Here is an 18,382-nt window from a genome sequence, read left to right as displayed (position 1 = left end):
ATAGTATATGTTTATATTTTAGATCAAATAGAAGAAGGTAAATACAAATACCCATACCAAATCAACAAAGTGCCAGTACAAGCCTATTTTCTCGACCATTTCATAGTGACCTCGCTCTTCATAAACTCCAACAGCAGCCTGGTAAAAAGCCAGAAATAATAGGACAACACCTATGGTAACGTGAAAGCCATGAAATCCTGTAATAAAGAAAAACAATTGAGCAAAAGGTGCAGGTCCGTATTCATTTACAAGGAGGTTGGCTCCATACACGGTTTCGGTCACAATATTACTTAAAGAATTGACATAGGTCATGACAACCCCTTCGTCTGTTCCATGGATAAAGTGTGTCCATTCCCAGGCTTGACAACCTAGGAAAGTCATCCCACCAAGTAATGTCCATAGCATCCATTTAACCACATCCTTCCGGTCATTTCTATGACCAGCTTCAACTGCCAATACCATGGTAACCGAACTCATAATCAAAATAAAGGTCATCAAACCAACAAAAACAAGCGGAAAATGACCTCCATGAACAAATGGAATGGCATCAAAAATCATTTCAGGTATAGGCCAATGTTCATTTGAACTTACAAAATCAGACACATCGCCAGAATATGCAGGATAACTTACCCGAATGGCACCATAGGTTATAAGAAAGGCAGTAAAGGTAAAAATATCTGAGAGGAGAAAAACCACATCATGAGCTTACCATAGCTCGCTTTTAGTGGTTGGTTACCTCCACCCCAAACGCCTCTTTTTGATTGAATTTCAATTGCAGTCGAAGACATAATTAGTAAATTAACTTATATTTTAATGATTTAGAAGCAAAAACATAAACAAGTAAAGCCAAAGGCCTCCCAGAAAATGCCAATAAGTAACACACATTTCAAGTTGTGCCAGATTTTGGGAGTGAATTTTATTCCTTAAAGCCGAAATTAATACAATTATTAGAAATATCACACCACTAATTAGATGTATTCCATGCAGTCCTGTAAAAACATACATAAACGATCCCGAAGGATTACCTACAAAATACACATCTTCAGCAACTAGTGCTTCCCAGCTGAACCATTGCCCAACAAGAAAGGCAATTCCTAGAATTACAGTTACCAATAACCCTAGTTTAATATTATTTAAGTTGTCTTTTTTAGCTGCAAGGTAAGCCAAATGCAAACTAATACTTGACAATATTATAATCCCTGAAGTGTACCAAAACACATTAGGTAAATCAAATTCCAACCAATTTCCTTCCCCCTGCCTAACAATATAAGCACTGGTCATACCGGCGAAAACCATGACCACACTTACAATAAATAACCAAAGTGCAAATTTCTTTGGATGCATGGCCAAGGGCTGTTCTGCTCCTTCAATAAATGACAGTTTTTCTTCCATATTACACTTTATCTAATAAGTAAGCAATTTGCGTTATTGGAAGGTACAAGAATGATCCAAACATAATTTTAAGCGCTGATTTTCTGGAGCAATCTTTCATTAGTGAGAAAGTTTGGGCCAAAAATAACACTCCGCAAATGGTTGCTACGATACCTGAATTTAATCCGGTCAAACCAAAATAAGTCGGCAAGAGACCAAGCGGCAATAAAAACAAGGTATAAATCATAATTTGAATCGCAGTATTAAGGTCTTTTTGTCCTCCTGATGGAAGCAATTTAAAACCGGCTTTTTTATAATCCTCATCACTAACCCAAGCAATAGCCCAGAAATGAGGAAACTGCCAAATAAATTGGATGCCAAAAATTATTAATGCTTCATAGGTTATACTTCCGGTAACAGCAGTCCAGCCAAGCAAAGGAGGCATCGCTCCTGGGATAGCTCCTACCAATACCGCAATAGGGCCTACGCGTTTCAATGGAGTATAGACAAATACGTAAAGAATCATACTCAAAATCCCCAACCCGGTAGTCAACATATTGGTGAAGTAGGCCAATAAAAGCACACCGCTAATTGCAGCTAATACTGCAAACCAATAAGCTTCCTTAACAGAAATGATTTCCATCGGAAGAGGGCGTGTTTTCGTTCTCTTCATCAATTTGTCAAACTCCCTCTCCTTAATTTCATTGGCAGCACCTGAAGCACCACTAATTAAAAATCCACCAACCACAAGACCAATTAAACCACTCCAAGAGAAGTTTTGACCATGATGTCCTAAAACAAATCCAAAAACAGCTGAGAAGGTAACCAAAGCAGACAAGCGGAATTTCAATAAATCCATGTAGGCTTTAAACCTCATCGTAACACTGTCCCACAAAACCTTTTCGGATAAACCTAGTGTACTCATAATTAAGCAATATTTATAGAGGCCGTTTTACCTTGCCCCAATTCAAGCCAAATATAATATTGGAAGCCTATAATCAGAGAACCTAAGAACAAATGCAAAGGTTGAATGAATGCCGGAATTCCAAAATAAGCCATGATCGCACCGGAAATAATAACGGTGATAAACAAAGCCATTAAAACCACATAGTGGCTTGTAACTTTAACATTTTGTTCCCTGTAAGGGAATAATTGATAACCAATAAATAAATGTAGGCCTAAAATTATCAAGGAATAGGTTCTATGAATATAATAAATAAGCCCCAATTCATCTATCCAGGATGAACGATGCAAATAGGCTGCATTACTTGCAATAAGATCTATTTGCTCTCTCACCTGGGTACCAAGAATAATTTGAACTACCATTAATAAAATACCAACACCTAATAGCAAACGGTATTTTTTAGAAATATTCAAGGGCAGGTCAAACTGATGATTTTTTGCTATTAATTTACCGGATCGATAATAAATGTAAAGCAATAGACAAACCATAAATAAAGCCACTATCATGTGTACACTTATCATCCAGTGCAAAAGATTGGTGGAAACAACTATTGAACCCAACCAGCCTTGGAACAACACCAGTACCAAAGAAAGAACGGAAAGCCACATAATTTTTGAATCAATAGACCTTAACTTAATAGAAAAGACCAATGTCAGTATAATTAATAGCCCTATAACTGCTCCGGCTAGCCTATTGATGTATTCAATCCATGTTTTGGTAGCGTTAAAAGGCTCTTGTTCATGAATACTCTCGTCATTCCTAATCTCTTCTGCCAAATGCGCAAATCCCATATTGGTTAAGAGAGAGGCAAAGCGTTCATTTTTTTCAACCCGTTTGGCTACATAGATTTCAGGATAATTGGCCGGCAATTGATCCACTGAGGTAGGAGGAACCCAACTTCCGAAACACTTCGGCCAATCAGGGCAACCCATTCCAGCACCAGTACTTCTTACGATACCGCCTATTAATATCAATAGAAAAACAGCAACCGTAGTGGTTAGACAAACCCTACGGAAGCTATTTATATTTTTAAGATTCTTTTGATTCATTTCCTACCAACATCGCTTCATCCTCTTCCATTATTTCTTTTTCTAATTGTACAAGTTTAGCTTCATGAGGAAGATTTGATTCAGGAGTTGCTGACAATGGAACAGTTTGCGGAATAAAATCAGCTTCTGCGCCAGGTTTGCTATAATCATATGGCCACCTGTAAACAGTAGGGATTTCTCCAGGCCAGTTACCATGTCCCGGTTCAATTGGAGTCGTCCACTCTAAGGTATTGGACTGCCAAGGATTGGCACTTGCTTTTCTACCTTTGTACATACTGTAAAAGAAATTGAACACAAAGATAAACTGGGCAAAGAAAGTAACGATTGCCGCCACAGACACAAATAAATTCAAGTCTGTATACATATCAGAAAATGAGAAGTTTGTCCAGCTATAGTACCTTCTAGGGAAACCGGCGATACCAATATAGTGCATTGGGAAAAACACCAAATAAACACCAACGAAAGTCAACCAAAAGTGAACATATCCTAATTTATCATCCATCATCCTACCAAACATCTTAGGGAACCAGTGATAAACACCTGCCAACATTCCAAAAAAGGAAGCTGCCCCCATTACAAGGTGAAAGTGAGCGACAACAAAATAAGTATCGTGTAATTGAATATCAATCGCAGAGTTACCAAGGAATATACCTGTTAATCCACCAGAAATAAAGAAAGATACCAATCCTATAGAGAACAACATGCCAGGAGTAAACCTTAAGTTACCCCTCCAAAGGGTGGTTAGGTAGTTGAATACTTTAACAGCAGAAGGAACGGCAATAATCAACGTAAGGAACATGAATATCGATCCTAAGAATGGGTTCATTCCGGATACGAACATGTGATGAGCCCATACCACAAATGAAAGGATGGTGATACCAAGCATGGAAATAATCATGGCTTTATAACCAAAGATAGGTTTCCTTGAATTGGTGGCAATAACTTCTGAGGTAATTCCAAGAGCAGGTAGAAGTACAATGTATACTTCTGGGTGACCTAAGAACCAGAATAAATGCTGGTAAAGAACCGCACTACCGCCGGTATTTGGCAAGGCTTCACCACCGATATAAATATCGGATAAGTAAAAACTCGTTCCAAAACTTCTATCAAAAACCAATAACAAAGCAGCAGAAAGCAATACCGGAAAGGATAGTAATCCAATAACTGCAGTAAGGAAGAATGCCCAAATGGTTAGAGGCAATCTAGAAAAAGACATTCCTTTTGTACGAAGGTTAATAACAGTAGAGATATAATTAATCCCACCCATTAATTGAGAGGCGATGAAAAAAGTCATGGCAACCAACCAAAGCGTCATACCCAATCCGGATCCAGGTATAGCCTGCTCAAGTGCAGACAATGGCGGGTAAACTACCCAACCACCACCGGCAGGACCTTTTTCTAAAAATAAAGAAGCAAACATGAACAGACCGGAAATAAAGAATAACCAGTAGGATAACATGTTCATAAAACCGGAAGCCATATCACGGGCACCAATTTGCAAAGGGATAAGGTAATTGGAGAAGGTACCACTAAGACCCGCTGTCAATACAAAGAAAACCATTATCGTACCGTGCATGGTAACCAACGCAAGGTAAAACGTAGGGTCTAATTTTCCAGTTTCACTAATCCAACCTCCCAAAATTGGTTTAAGGAAGGACATGTCCATCTCAGGAAATCCCAGTTGCAGACGGAATAATACGGAAAGAAAACCACCGATAAAAGCCCAGAATATACCAGACACAAGATATTGCTTCGCAATCATCTTATGGTCAGTGGAAAATATATACTTCGTTATGAAGTTATCGTGGTGCTCATGGTCATGCTCATCATGTGTAGATGCTGCATCATGAGCTGAAACGTTTGCTACTGCCATGGTATTTATAATTTATGCTATAAATTTATTCTTCATTGATATAAATCTCGGCCAATTCCTTCAACTCTACAGGAAGATCAGCTACAAGATCCGGATTACTTTTGATAAAAAGAGTCTGCTCTGCAAACCACTTTCTATACTCTTCAGGTTCTACAACCTTTATCACTTTTCTCATAGAAATGACCGGCTCCGCAAATTTCTGTACAAGCGATTTCAAATTCGAATTCCTCATCACCCAATTCTGCGCGCATTTCTTCAGTAGTTTTATTAGGAGTAAACCAAAACCTAGTTGGCATACCGGGCACAGCATCCATTTTTAAACGCATATGTGGAGCAAATACAGAATGCAATACATCCCTTGCCCTAATATTGAATAGAACTGGTTCTCCTTTAGGAATTACCACATTTTGAGAAGGGAAATCATCAAAGGAATTTTTATCTGTAAAATCAATACCTCTAGAGTTGGTCGCAGTGGTAAGTCTGTAATCATAGTCTCCCAGCTGTTGATCTGCTCCTGGATATCTTACATCCCAAGCAAATTGATAGCCCATAATCTCAACAACATGTGCATTGTCAGGAGCAGGACTTGTAATATCTGACCAAGCCTTCCATCCGGAAATAACCAAGACTGTCAGAACTACAGCCGGTACAAGCGTCCAAATAATCTCCAACTTGTTATTGTCTGGATAAAAAGCAGCTCTTTTATTTTCTTTGTATTGATAATGGTAACTAAACCAGAACAAAAGAATATGCGTAAGGATAAAAATAAAGCCTGTTACAGCCATTGTAATCCAAAACAATCGATCTGTTACTACACCATGCTCAGAAGCAATTGGTAATTGGTAATTGTCAAATTCAACCACCGAATAATAGACCATCCAAGCTCCACAGCCGATTAGAAACACCATGAAAAGAATGGCATTCACTTTATTACTGGTTGTAGCTATTTTTTTATCAGAACCTTTAGCGACCGAAATCAAGGTTTGAATTCTGTATACCATCCCAATCACCATGATCAGGAGTACTACACCTATTGAAATAAGAAATCCGTACATAATTATAACTGTTTCGGAATTAGATTAAATGTGATGATGATAACTTTCCTCCAACATTGGGTGGTTTTTAGCAACCAGATTGTGTTTGGAAAGATTGGTCAATGCTACAAAAGCAAAAGCTGAAGCATACACTAACAACATTCCAATTTCCATCAAACCAACGCCACCATTATGTCCTAAAGTACCCGGCTGAACCATCAAGAAGAAATCTACCCAATGACCAACAATAATCAGTGTACATACAAGTTTAAGGAAGATATTATGCCTTTTTGCATCCCTTGTCATTAGAACCAAAAATGGTAAAGCAAAGTTTAGAATAAGGTTAACAAAAATGTAAGAACCATATACATCACTTGAAAGCCTTTCTACAAAATAAACAGACTCTTCAGGGATATTGGCATAATAAATCAACAAAAACTGAGAGAACCATATATAAGTCCAGAAAATAGAAAAGGCAAAAACAAATTTACCAAGATCATGAATATGATTTTGATTGATCATTTCAAGGTACCCCTGGTCTTTCAAAAAGATAGTGACCAAAGTAAGAGCAGATAAACCTGCAACAAACCAAGAAGCAAATACATACCATCCGAATAAAGTTGAAAACCAGTGTGTATCTATAGACATTACCCAGTCCCAAGCGCTAATAGAGGAAGAAACAGCAAAGAAAACCAAGAAAATAGCGGACCATTTTCTAATGGTGTACCAGTAAGATGTTCCTCCATTGATATCTTCTTCATTGGAAAGGGTTCTAAGTTTGTTGAAAAAGAAAACCCAAAATCCAAAGAACAATACCATTCTTACGATATAAAAGATAGGGAAAGAACCCTTTTCCATAGGCCAGTAAAAGAAATTTCCTTTACCATCAATGATCCTATCATAATGATCACCGGCTTTGTCAAACACATAGCTATGTGTCCAGTGAAATAAGTCATGGTTGGCTATAAAAAAGGTCACCAACATTAATACTGCAGCAATAGGCAACCAATAGCCAAAAGACAACATGATCCTAAGCAAAGCTGTAGACCATCCTGCTTGAGCAGCATATTGTATAGCAAAGAAGAATACACCTATTATGGCAATACCTGTGAAATAGACATTATTTATCCAAAGATTGGCATAAAGTCTTTGTGTCCAGTGAAATCCATGTCCACCCTCATCGCCATGACCATGTCCACCTGTGGCAGCCATGATTATACCGAATACCAATAAAAGTGCACCGATACCTCCAAGTATGAAAATCACTTTTTTTACCGCAGCGGTAAAATCAAATTTTTGATCCAAATTGTAGTTAGTTACCTGTGCCATTATTGCTTCTGAATTTCTTGTTTAACATAGTGTACAATTTTCCACCTTCTGTCAGCAGTAATCTGCGAACCGTGAGCTCCCATTCTACCTTTACCATGTGTGATTACATGGAAAATATGGCCTTCAGGTAAATTTATATAGGCTCCACCTTTTAGGTTGGCTACCCCTCCGATAACCATACCTGGTTTACCATCTCCTTCCCCACCACTACCGTGACATGGGGAACAATATTGGGTGAATAATCGCTTTCCATCAGCCAATACCTCATCAGTAAGAGGAATTGGATTCTGTACAGCTGCAGCTCCTTCAAGATCTGCAACCCTCAACCTATAAGGTAAAATGCCTTCTTTATTTCTAGGAACAGTATTAGGAACAGGTTCTCTCATGTTCATACCATGAGGGTTGTTAATATTACTGTTAAAGAATTCTCCTTTTCCATCCTCTCTAGTGGAAATCCAATCTCCTTCTTCTTTACTAGTAATTTGGCTTAAGCCTTCATAAGGAACCGAATGGTACATCTGAGGCGCATATTCCGTTCCCGGATAATCACCCTCAGCTTTGCAGGAAGCAAATCCTAAGGATATCCCCACTACAGCTATTGAATATATTGATGATAAAATTTTCATTTGCTACAGATTACTTATTCAAAACTTTTACTGTTCACCTCCGTTGCTCCTGAATTCTTAAGAGCCCCTTTAATTATTTCCAAATCAACCGCAGCATTATTGGCGATATCTATGGCCATAACGTGCTTGTCATCAGTACTTCTCAAGTCAAAGATTCTTGGTTGTCCCCATGGTTTAAGATTACTGCTAACCATAAATACGGTGACCATACCAAAAGCTGCAACAAGAACGGTTAACTCAAAAGATACAGGAATGAAATCAGGGAAAGCGGCATGATCCTTGCCACCTATGATCATTGGCCAGTCAAATTTCATCATGTAAAACTGCATGGTCAATGCTAAAGTAGTACCTAATAATCCGAATAAAAATGCTGCAATAGGCAAGCGGCTTCTCTTATAGCCAAGTTCCTCTTCTAATCCATGAACCGGATATGGAGAAAATACCTCGTGTATTTTGATTCCTGCAGCTCTTATCTCTCTGACAGCATTCTTAAGAATGTCCTCATCATCAAAGATCCCCAGGATAAAGTTTTTGTCTCTTTCCATGATTATTTAATTATTTTTTCAGATGAAGATTTCAATACAGATTTGATTTCGGCCATGTTTATTACCGGGAAGAATTTAGCGAATAATAAGAAGGCTGTAAAGAAGAAACCAAAGGTAAACATATAAACTCCAACATCAGTTATGGTCGGGTAGAACATAACCCAAGAAGAAGGAAGGAAATCTCTGTGAAGGGAGGTAACGATAATAACAAACCTTTCAAACCACATTCCGATGTTTACAATAAGGGAAAGGATAAAAGTAGCAACAATGGAAGTCCTAATTTTCTTGAACCAGAACAACTGTGGAGAAATAACATTGCAGGTCATCATGGACCAGTAAGCCCACCAATAAGGGCCAAACATTCTATTCACAAAAGCATATTGTTCTGCAGCGACTCCTGAATACCAAGCGATAAAGAACTCTGTGATATAGGCAATCCCAACAATAGAACCTGTAATGATGATTACAATATTCATCAATTCAATATGTCCCATTGTGATATAATCTTCAAGTTTAAAGACTTTTCGGGTGACAATCATCAAGGTCAATACCATGGCAAAACCTGAGAAAATCGCACCTGCCACGAAATAAGGAGGGAAGATTGTAGTATGCCAGCCCGGAATTACTGAGGTAGCAAAGTCAAAGGATACAATCGTATGTACAGAAAGTACAAGGGGTGTAGCCAAACCTGCCAAAATCAATGAAACACTTTCATACCTCATCCAAGCTTTAGCACCGCCGTCCCATCCGAAACTCAAGGCTCCGTATATGGTGTTTCGAATACCGGTTGCCCTGTCTCTAATGGTAGCGAAATCCGGAATCAAACCGATGTACCAGAATACTAAAGAAACAGAAAAGTAAGTGGAGATCGCAAAAACATCCCATAGTAATGGGGAGTTAAAGTTTACCCACAAAGAACCGAATGTATTGGGAAGTGGTAGGGCCCAAATTGCACCAATCCAAGGTCTTCCCATGTGTATCAGAGGGAAAACTGCGGCACAAATTACAGCAAAAATTGTCATCGCTTCCGCCGCTCGGTTAATGGATGTTCTCCATTTTTGTCTGAAAAGCAATAATACTGCGGATATAAGTGTACCTGCGTGACCAATACCTACCCACCAAACGAAGTTGGTAATATCCCAGGCCCAGCCTACAGTTTTATTAAGTCCCCACATTCCTATTCCTTCCCACAGTGTAGCTACCAGAGCTAAACTGCCGAGCAAAAGTACAGTCAAGGATACTGCCAGTCCTAGGAGCCAACCTTTGGTTGGTTTACCTTCTACATGCCTGGCAATATCATTGGTGACGTCCTTGTAAGTCTTACCGCCGGTAATAAGCGGATCGCGTACGGGTGAAGTAACCTGCATATCTTATCGTTTTATTTTTTTAAGCTTCGTTTTTGTCCTTATTTCTGATCTTGGTAAAATACCAAACATTAGGGCTGACATTGATTTCCTCTAACACGTGGTATGCTCTCTCCTCATTTACTTCTTTCAAAGCACTTGTGGAATTTTCTTCGACTTTTAACATCTTAGAAACTTTAGATTGGGAATCATTCATGTCACCAAAAACAAGGGCTTCAGTAGGACAAGCTACTGCGCAGGCAACATTCACATCACCGTCTTTAATTTTCCTACCTTCGCGTTTAGCAGTTAATTTACCTGCTTGAATACGTTGTACACACATGGAGCATTTCTCCATTACCCCTCTTGCTCTTACTGTCACATCAGGGTTGAGTACCATTTTACCCAAATCGTCATTTTGAGCAGTATTTACTCCTGCAAAATCTTTATTGTCATGGTATTTAAACCAATTGAATCTTCTTACTTTATAAGGACAGTTGTTGGCACAATATCTGGTACCAATACAACGGTTGTAAGTCATTTGGTTAAGTCCTTCAGAACTGTGGGTGGTGGCTACCACCGGACAAACAGTTTCACAAGGTGCATTGTTACAATGCTGACACATCATTGGTTGGAAAGTAACTTCCGGATTGTCTGCTGCTTGCTCAAGTTCAGCATTTGAAGTAGCACCCTCAGGAGAACTATAGTACCTGTCAATTCTTATCCAGGCCATTTCTCTTCTGTTCAATACTTCTTCTTTACCAACAACAGCCACATTGTTCTCAACCTGACAAGCCACGGTACAAGCCGCACAACCTATACAGGAGTTCATGTCAATTGCCAAGCCCCAGTGGTGCTGACTGTATTTGTGTCCTGACCATAATGAGATTTTGCTTGGCTTAACAAATTCTCCGTCTTTATAAATTTCCGGGTGATACCTTCCGGCGCTGGCATCTTCTTTATATTCTCCTAAAGTAGCTTCCTGCACAACGAAATTTCTACCCATATAGGTTTGATGCGTTTGTGTTTGTGCTATTCTGTAACTCTCACTGGTAAGACTTACACTTACTCCTTCAGTTACGTGGTATTCAACAAATCCTTTGTTGGCATTAATAAGTGCATAGGCATTGACACCAATGCCGTCTGCTACTCTGCCTGCAGCAGTCCTTCCATAACCTAAAGCCAATCCAAATGTTCCATTTGCCTGTCCTGGTTGCACCAAAACAGGAACAGTAAAGGTCTGTCCATTTGCAGAAACAGTGGCCAACTTAGTGGCTCCTTCAGTCATTTTAAGCCCGTTTTCATTGGCCCACTTTTGGGATACGGTTAAGTAATTGTCCCAAGTAGCTTTTGAAATTGGATCAGGCATCTCCTGCAACCATGGATTGTTGGCAAATGCTCCAGAGCCAATACCTACTTTGGTATAAACCACCAATTCACTACCAGAACCCTGTGCCTGGTAAGCTTTGCTAATGGCAGCTGCTGCAGAGGCAACATTTCCTATTACCTCTAATGCTGTAGTTTCACCTTCTTCTGAAGAATCAGCAATGTAAACACCATCATATAAACATTTATCCCAAAAGGATTGAAAGTCTCCTTCCATTCCGCTTTCAGCAAATGTAGCCTGCCATTCTTCTTTTATGAAATCATAGTAAGAAGTAGTATTGCCGGCCCATTTTAAAAAGCTTTCAGGCGCTTGGCGAGTGCTGAACAGAGGAGAAATAACCGGCTGGGCCAAGCTATACACTCCTTTTTTAGGATTGAAGTCATTCCAAGATTCCAAATAATGATGATCCGGAGCTAGATACTGTACTAGAGAAGCTGTCTCATCTTTAACTTCAGCTGTAGAAACAGAAACCTTAGCCTTGGCTATTCCCGCAGCAATGGCTTGTCCACCTCCAAAGTCGTAAACCGGGTTACAGTTGTAAAAGATCACTCCTCCAACTTTTCCGGCATTTAATTCTTTTACAAACTGATTCATTCTACTGTCATCTCCTTTTCGGAAATAAGCAGGATTTTCGAAATCCACAGTTTTATTGTTATTCTCTAAAAGCTCATTGATTGCATGCACAACCACTTGCACATTCGGATCATTAGATCCGGAAACAACAAGTGATTTACCTTTGTTGGCCCACAATTCGTTGGCGGCTTTTGAAAGATTGTTTAATTCTAAACTGCTTCCACCGGCAGTGCTTGCACCGGCCTTTTTGGCGATAAGATTGTACAAGGCCAATACTGCAAGACCACTTTGAGAAGCGGTAATTGGTGTACGGTAATCCGCATTAGAACCGGTAAGTGAAAGGGTAGACTCAAACTGATAATGCCTGGACATGTTAGGATTTTCTTTCGAAATTTTCCTTCCTTGTGCATATTGTCTGGCAAATTCAATTGGAGAAATCCATGAACTAAAAAATCAGCCCCAAAGCTGACAATTACATTGGCCTTATCGAAATTATATGAAGGAAGCACACTGCTTCCATAATAGGTTTCACTTGCTTTGGTGATACCGTAATTGGAAATAGGGTCATACGTAATGACTTCAACATCTCCCATTTGGTCAGCAAAAACTTTTATCGCCCTGTTTGTACTGGGAGATAAAATGGTATTGCTAATTATTTTTATGGATCCTGCACTTTTTAATTTGCCGGATAATTCACCATCTAAAGCAGACCATCCAGCAGTTTTCCCTCCTATTTGAGGAGCCCTTAACCTGGCCTCATCATATAAAGATAAAACAGAGCCTTCGACAATGGCATTGGTTCCTCCTTTAGTAATTGGTGACAATTCATTGCCATCAATTTTTATCGGTCTACCTTCTCTGGTTTTAACTACCACCGAAGCGTAGTCTCCACCTTTGCTGAAAGTAGATGCATAATAATTAGGAACAGAAGGATTGATATCAACAGGTTTGTTTACATATGGAATGGCTTTCCTAACCGGAGCTTCACAAGCTGCCAAGGAGGCTGCCGCCACACTAAAACCCATCATTTTTAGAAAGTCCCTTCTTGTGGAACTTCCGTTTTCTTTTTGATTGCTTTTTGAAGTAAAGCCGGGAAATTCCTGATCAGCATTTTTTACAAACTCGGGATCGTTTGTCAGCTGTTCTAACCCTTTCCAATATGTCTTTTTATTTTCTTTCATTTTATATTAAAGAAAAGAATGTTCGTAAAGATTTAATAGTGACACTTTGCACATTCCAAACCACCAATGTCTTTGACTTTCAAAGCATCTTTGGATTCAGAATGCAATTGCACGAGTTTATCGTAATATTCATTGCCCTGAGTAGTAATTTCCGTATTTCTATGGCAGTCAATACACCAACCCATGGTCAATGCACTGTGCTGAGAAACAACTTCCATTTCCTCTATAGGACCATGACATGTTTGACATTCGATCCCTCCAACAGCAACGTGCTGAGAGTGATTGAAATAAGCCAAATCAGGAAGGTTATGCACCCTTACCCATTCAATAGGTTGATTGTTATCTACCGCATCGTATATTTTTGCAATTTCCGGAGAAACACCCTCTTTGCCTTCCACATTTTGAATGTGCATGTGACAGTTCATACAGATGTTTGCAGAAGGAATATTTGCAGATTTTCCAATTTCTACGCCTGTATGACAATATTGACAAGGGATTTCATACTGTCCGGCATGTAGTTCGTGTGAGTAAGCTATCGGCTGACTAGGTGCATAGCCTTGCTGCACACCCACCGTATATAATCCGTTTATGGCTGTCTTTACAACAAAGGCAAGTACTATGGCCGTAACGATGATGATCATACCGTCACTTTTGAAGATGCCTTTATAATCTGTCTTTTGGTTGATAAATTCCTTATCCTCCTCATCCAGATTTTCGCTTTTGTTCATGTATTTGGTCAATACTGAAACAATAAGTCCCAAAACAACCAATACCAATACTAGAACAATTACCAAGACTACCAAAATGATGGTTAGGTATTCATTTGGAATTCCTCCAGCTGAACCTGTTGCTTCTCCACCCTCGGCTGTAGCTCCGGCTGCGGCGGCGGCAGGATCTGCTTTGTCACCATACTCAATGTAAGAAAGTAAATTCGTTAGGTCATCGTCACTCAAAAATCATGAGAAGGCATAACCGTGTTATTGAATTCTTTGAAAAGCGCTACTGCATCAGCATCTCCTCCTTGAATCAATACCTGAGAGTTGGTGATAAATTGTTTTGCCCAGTCCAACTCCCTCCTATCGGTAACTCCTCTAAGCGCCGGACCGACCAATTTCTGATCCAGTCTATGGCAGGTTTTACAGTTGGCATTAAAAATGGACTGACCCGCGGATATAGCTTCTTCGCTATCCGGAATTTCAGGGTCCACCGCATATGCCTGAATTCCTGAAAATAGGAATATCAGGACCAACAGATGGCATACGCGAATTGAAACCCCTAATATTGAGCGTTTGATCGACATAGTTATGTATACTTTTTTCAGATTTTCTCAGTGCAATTCAAATTCCCCACAAATGTACTACCCAACTTCTATTTTTCAAACTTGATCTTTACAGGGCAATAATCCATATCAAAAACTAAATATACTATTTAAAATATTAGCTATCAGTTATTTACACTCCCCCACCTGAAGCAAAATTTAATTTAGAACCGTTATAAATAGACTCATTTTTCATTATTTGAAAAATAATTGTTGAACACATCTATAGACATTTCGTTACAAACGGGTTTTTAACCCAAAATTTGCGGAACAACTGTAAATATTTTTTTACTAATAGATTTGAAAAGCCAATTATAAATGCCTAAATTTGCGCTTCGCTATTGAAAATGGTCGAGTGGCCGAGTGGCTAGGCAGAGGTCTGCAAAACCTTGTACAGCGGTTCGAATCCGCTCTCGACCTCCAAAGGCATCCTTACTAAAGGATGCCTTTTTTTGTTGACTTACCATGAAAATCCGCTCTCTCTTAACTGCCGAATTCCATCCTATATTGCTACAAATTTCTTAAAAAAATGATTCTTCCCGCGGGTAGAAAGAATCATAAAATTGTACGGCTGACTTAAGCAATTCTTTACTGAATCTTTATAAAATAGCCCAACATTGAATCACCTTATACTGATGCTTCTACAACCTACCTAAGGTTCGTATTTAATTGATAACCTACAAGTTAAAACATATTTAATTTGTCCAAAGCAAACCTTTTCCTACATTAAATAAAGCTTTAATATAAGGCATCAAAAGAATCTAGATGACATTTGTCATTTCCCATAATTACACCAAAAAACCTGTTGGTATTTTTTATTTTATTCGTCAAATTCCATTCCATGCTCTGTAAAAAAACGCTCCAAAACCTTAGCCGTTTGCAAACCTTGAAGCCGTTCAAAAGTTTGAGAAAGGGGAGCATAAAATACCGTAGTGGGAAACAATAATTTCCCATTGTTGGTACCCAGCATTTTTGCCAAAGAATGGTAATCTCCGGACTTACCGGGCTTGTATTTTCTTCCGAGAAAAACCAATTCCTCTTCCGATTCGGCATTTATTTTTATACAATAGAAATTCTTGGAAAGCAAGCCTGCTACTTTAGGCTTTTGAAAGGTAATGTTTTCCTGCATCTTACAGTACTTGCACCAATCAGTATGAATAAAAACCATGATGGGCTTGGGATTTGACCGTAAGCTATCCTTTAGACTTTCAATCGCAGTCCAAGAAATTACCTGCCCATTTGCTATTCCAATACTGAAAAACAAGCAAACAATGAAGCCTATGGTTAGTATTTTATTCATTAATCCAGTGTAAATCTAAGTCCTAAAAAGCCTCGGCGTCCTTGGTTGGGTGCGTACACATAGGATGGATCAAAGGTCAAAGCATAGGGGTTTTCCGTAGTTGGAACCACTTGTCCGTCCGATCCAAAAACCACATTCCTGTCAAAAGGGTCAAAAGATCTTGCAATACTATTTGCGGCAGGAGTAAAATCAAGAATATTTTTAACCCCACCATAGACTTCCCATTTACTACCTATCTTTTTGCTAAGTTGAAAGTTTTGCAAACTGAACCAAGGGGAGTAAGCAGCCCGATTATCTAGCTCTCCCAATAAAGGTAAACGCATTGGCCCATATAAATTCCCGGTGTAATCCAATGTCAAACCTATAGAAGGAAAAGTATATCCCACACTCCATACTCCACTAAATCTTTCAGTCAATAATTGCCGATAGGTCTCTCCATTTTCCGTAACGGATACATCCATTAAGGTACCTCCAGCCACAATATTCAAGCCATTGACCAATGACATTTCCATATTAAGTGAAATCCCCTTTGAAACTGCAGAGCCATCTAAGTTACCATAGATAATCTTGTTGGGATCAGTTTCGTAATCCGGAAAAATGGCATTATCAAAATAGGTGTAAAATGCAGAGGCATCAAGTCCAATGAAAACCTGGCTTGCTGTATAAATTTTCTTCACGAAGTTCAAATTAGCATTCCAGGAAGTTTCCGGAGCAAGCTCACCTTCAAAAACCACCTCTCTGGCTCCCGTGAGTGCAGCATGATCTTCAGTAAAGACATTGGCCACACGGTAGCCATTGCCGATACTCATACGAATCACATCATTTTTATTTTTTGAGGTCCACTTATAGTTTAATCTGGGAGTAGCAATACTCCCATGCAAGCTATTGTAATCATACCTCATTCCCAATAAAATCTTATGAGATGCATTAATGGTTATTTCATCTTGAAGAAAAATTCCCGGAAGATGGGTAATGGATGGTTCATTCACCCCATTTTCTGTGGCCGTTGCAGGTGTATTATCGTCATAATAGGTGTACCTGTAGGCCAATCCCAATAAAAAATCATGTTGTTTTACGGGTTTATTCCAAGTAAATTGACCAAAACCTATGTATTGGTCTGCTAAATAAGGCATGTCTCCATACACTGAATTCTGATGATGACCATTGGCACTGAACTGAAAATTTATCAATTCTTCAATCGGCAATTCATACACACCAAACATCTCCCAACGGTTGGTATAAATGCTTTCACCGTAAATTTCATCTCCTCCACGGTATTCCGAAGACCAATCCATCTCCCCACCCCAGCGATCTTCATAAACATAACGACCGGCAACCGAGAAATTCTTACCTGACCCCCTATTGAAATTAAACTTATTAAAGATTGAAAGTCTATTTTGTAAAGTTACGTCTGTAAAACCATCTTCGTTTTTATCCAGGGGTTTTGATAATTAAAATAATTCAGCCCAAATAGACCTTGAATATTTTCTGAAAGATTGTATTTCAATCCCAAATCTGTATTAACATCTCCCCAATCGGAACTAAAAATGTCAGCTGAAAATAAAGGTGCTGAAGATGTTTTTTTAGTAATAACGTTTATCAGACCACCCACAGCCTCAGAACCATAGAGGGTAGATGCGGGGCCTTTGACCACCTCCACCCGCTCTATCAAGGCTTGGGGGATACCAGTTAATCCATACACAGTAGACAAACCACTCACAATGGGCATCCCATCAATCAATACCATGGTATACGGACCTTCAAGTCCATTGATGTGAATATCGCCTGTATTACAAACATTACAATTGATCTGAGGCCTGACCCCATTCACATTTTGAAGGGATTCAAAAACAGAAGGGGTAGGATTTGCCCGGAAAAAATTGGCAGAGTACACTTCAACTGGCACCGGACTTTCAAGTTTAGACACTTCTTTCATTGTCCCTGAAACAACCACCTCTCCTAGCGCAGCAGCAGTTTCTACTAAAGTAAAATTATATGGGCTTTCAGACTTGCCCCCTCCGACTTCAATCCTAATTTGCTGGGTTTCAAAACCTATCAAGGAAGCAGTTAACAAATGCTTGCCGGGAGGCACATCGCTAATGGTGAAGGATCCGCTTTCATCAGTCACTCCACCCAAAGAAATCTTCCTGATTCCTACATTGGCAAACTCCAATGGAATGCCGGATTCATCCATCACTTTCCCTGAAATCACTCCACCCTCTTGTCCCTTTACCGGGGAACAGAAAAGTGATACTGAAAAAATTATTAATAAGGCGGTATATTTTATTAGATTCATGTTATTTCTATTTATACACCCGTAAAATTAATAAGTTAGATTTGTCTAACAAATATTTTTACCCATTATTTACATTTATTTTATCTAACTAAAACATTGGTGCCAAAGTTTATATAGCCAAGGACCAAAGATTATCAGAATAGAAAAATATAGCGCAAGTAGGAAATAGGATAACCGAACAAAATTTACCGGT

The 18,382-nt window shown here is 39.1% G+C and carries 9 protein-coding genes, 1 tRNA gene and 5 pseudogenes; 1 reads left to right on the top strand and 14 read right to left on the bottom strand.

Annotated features, from left to right (window positions below; all coding sequences use genetic code 11):
- Nucleotides 1-18: 18 nt before the first annotated feature.
- From WG932_RS24115 to WG932_RS24060, 12 genes and pseudogenes are all read right to left on the bottom strand, one after another.
- Nucleotides 19-788 (bottom strand): annotated as a pseudogene (locus WG932_RS24115) (cytochrome c oxidase subunit 3).
- A 22-nt stretch (nucleotides 789-810) separates the two neighbouring features.
- Nucleotides 811-1,392, bottom strand: coding sequence for a cytochrome c oxidase subunit 3 (locus tag WG932_RS24110; RefSeq protein ID WP_014020326.1), 582 nt, complete (start codon nucleotides 1,390-1,392; stop codon nucleotides 811-813).
- A gap of 1 nt (nucleotide 1,393) precedes the next feature.
- The gene (gene cyoE / locus WG932_RS24105) at nucleotides 1,394-2,296 is read right to left on the bottom strand and encodes a heme o synthase (protein ID WP_014020325.1); all 903 of its coding nucleotides are present in this window, start codon (nucleotides 2,294-2,296) and stop codon (nucleotides 1,394-1,396) included.
- Between the two features lie 2 nt (nucleotides 2,297-2,298).
- On the bottom strand, nucleotides 2,299-3,384 hold the full coding sequence (locus tag WG932_RS24100; RefSeq protein ID WP_483085678.1) for a COX15/CtaA family protein: 1,086 nt from the start codon (nucleotides 3,382-3,384) through the stop codon (nucleotides 2,299-2,301).
- A complete protein-coding gene (locus WG932_RS24095) occupies nucleotides 3,365-5,257 on the bottom strand; it encodes a cytochrome c oxidase subunit I (protein ID WP_339676555.1) in 1,893 nt (630 codons plus the stop codon). Before WG932_RS24095 ends, WG932_RS24100 begins: the two co-directional genes overlap by 20 nt.
- Nucleotides 5,258-5,282: 25 nt before the next feature.
- Nucleotides 5,283-6,312: pseudogene (locus WG932_RS24090) on the bottom strand (cytochrome c oxidase subunit II).
- Nucleotides 6,313-6,336: 24 nt separating this feature from the next.
- Nucleotides 6,337-7,620 (bottom strand): quinol:cytochrome C oxidoreductase, encoded by a 1,284-nt coding sequence (locus WG932_RS24085; RefSeq protein ID WP_483085677.1) that lies wholly within the window; start codon nucleotides 7,618-7,620, stop codon nucleotides 6,337-6,339.
- Entirely contained in the window at nucleotides 7,620-8,246 is a 627-nt protein-coding gene (locus WG932_RS24080; protein ID WP_483085676.1) for a c-type cytochrome, read from the bottom strand. Before WG932_RS24080 ends, WG932_RS24085 begins: the two co-directional genes overlap by 1 nt.
- Before the next feature lie 14 nt (nucleotides 8,247-8,260).
- Nucleotides 8,261-8,791: a DUF3341 domain-containing protein gene (locus WG932_RS24075; RefSeq protein ID WP_014020319.1), complete on the bottom strand. Its 531-nt coding sequence runs from the start codon at nucleotides 8,789-8,791 to the stop codon at nucleotides 8,261-8,263.
- A 2-nt stretch (nucleotides 8,792-8,793) separates the two neighbouring features.
- On the bottom strand, nucleotides 8,794-10,158 hold the full coding sequence (gene nrfD, locus WG932_RS24070) for an NrfD/PsrC family molybdoenzyme membrane anchor subunit (protein ID WP_014020318.1): 1,365 nt from the start codon (nucleotides 10,156-10,158) through the stop codon (nucleotides 8,794-8,796).
- 19 nt (nucleotides 10,159-10,177) lie between these two features.
- Nucleotides 10,178-13,275 (bottom strand): annotated as a pseudogene (locus WG932_RS24065) (TAT-variant-translocated molybdopterin oxidoreductase).
- A gap of 32 nt (nucleotides 13,276-13,307) precedes the next feature.
- Nucleotides 13,308-14,575 (bottom strand): annotated as a pseudogene (locus tag WG932_RS24060) (c-type cytochrome).
- Nucleotides 14,576-14,942: 367 nt separating this feature from the next.
- On the opposite strand from WG932_RS24060, the gene WG932_RS24055 reads away from it, so the two are divergent.
- Nucleotides 14,943-15,016: transfer RNA gene (locus WG932_RS24055), tRNA-Cys, on the top strand.
- A 397-nt stretch (nucleotides 15,017-15,413) separates the two neighbouring features.
- Here the strand turns inward: WG932_RS24055 and WG932_RS24050 are convergent.
- Both WG932_RS24050 and WG932_RS24045 read right to left on the bottom strand, forming a co-directional pair.
- Nucleotides 15,414-15,893 carry a thioredoxin family protein gene (locus tag WG932_RS24050; RefSeq protein ID WP_483085675.1) on the bottom strand — a complete coding sequence of 160 codons (480 nt, stop codon included), beginning with the start codon at nucleotides 15,891-15,893 and terminating at the stop codon, nucleotides 15,414-15,416.
- Nucleotides 15,893-18,189 (bottom strand): annotated as a pseudogene (locus WG932_RS24045) (TonB-dependent receptor). Before WG932_RS24045 ends, WG932_RS24050 begins: the two are co-directional and overlap by 1 nt.
- Between the last annotated feature and the right edge of the window lie 193 nt (nucleotides 18,190-18,382).

The sequence above is a fragment of the Cyclobacterium sp. SOCE241 genome (assembly GCF_056867545.1).
The sequence above is the reverse complement of the archived record's forward strand: the minus strand, read 5'-3'. Positions and strand labels throughout refer to the sequence as shown.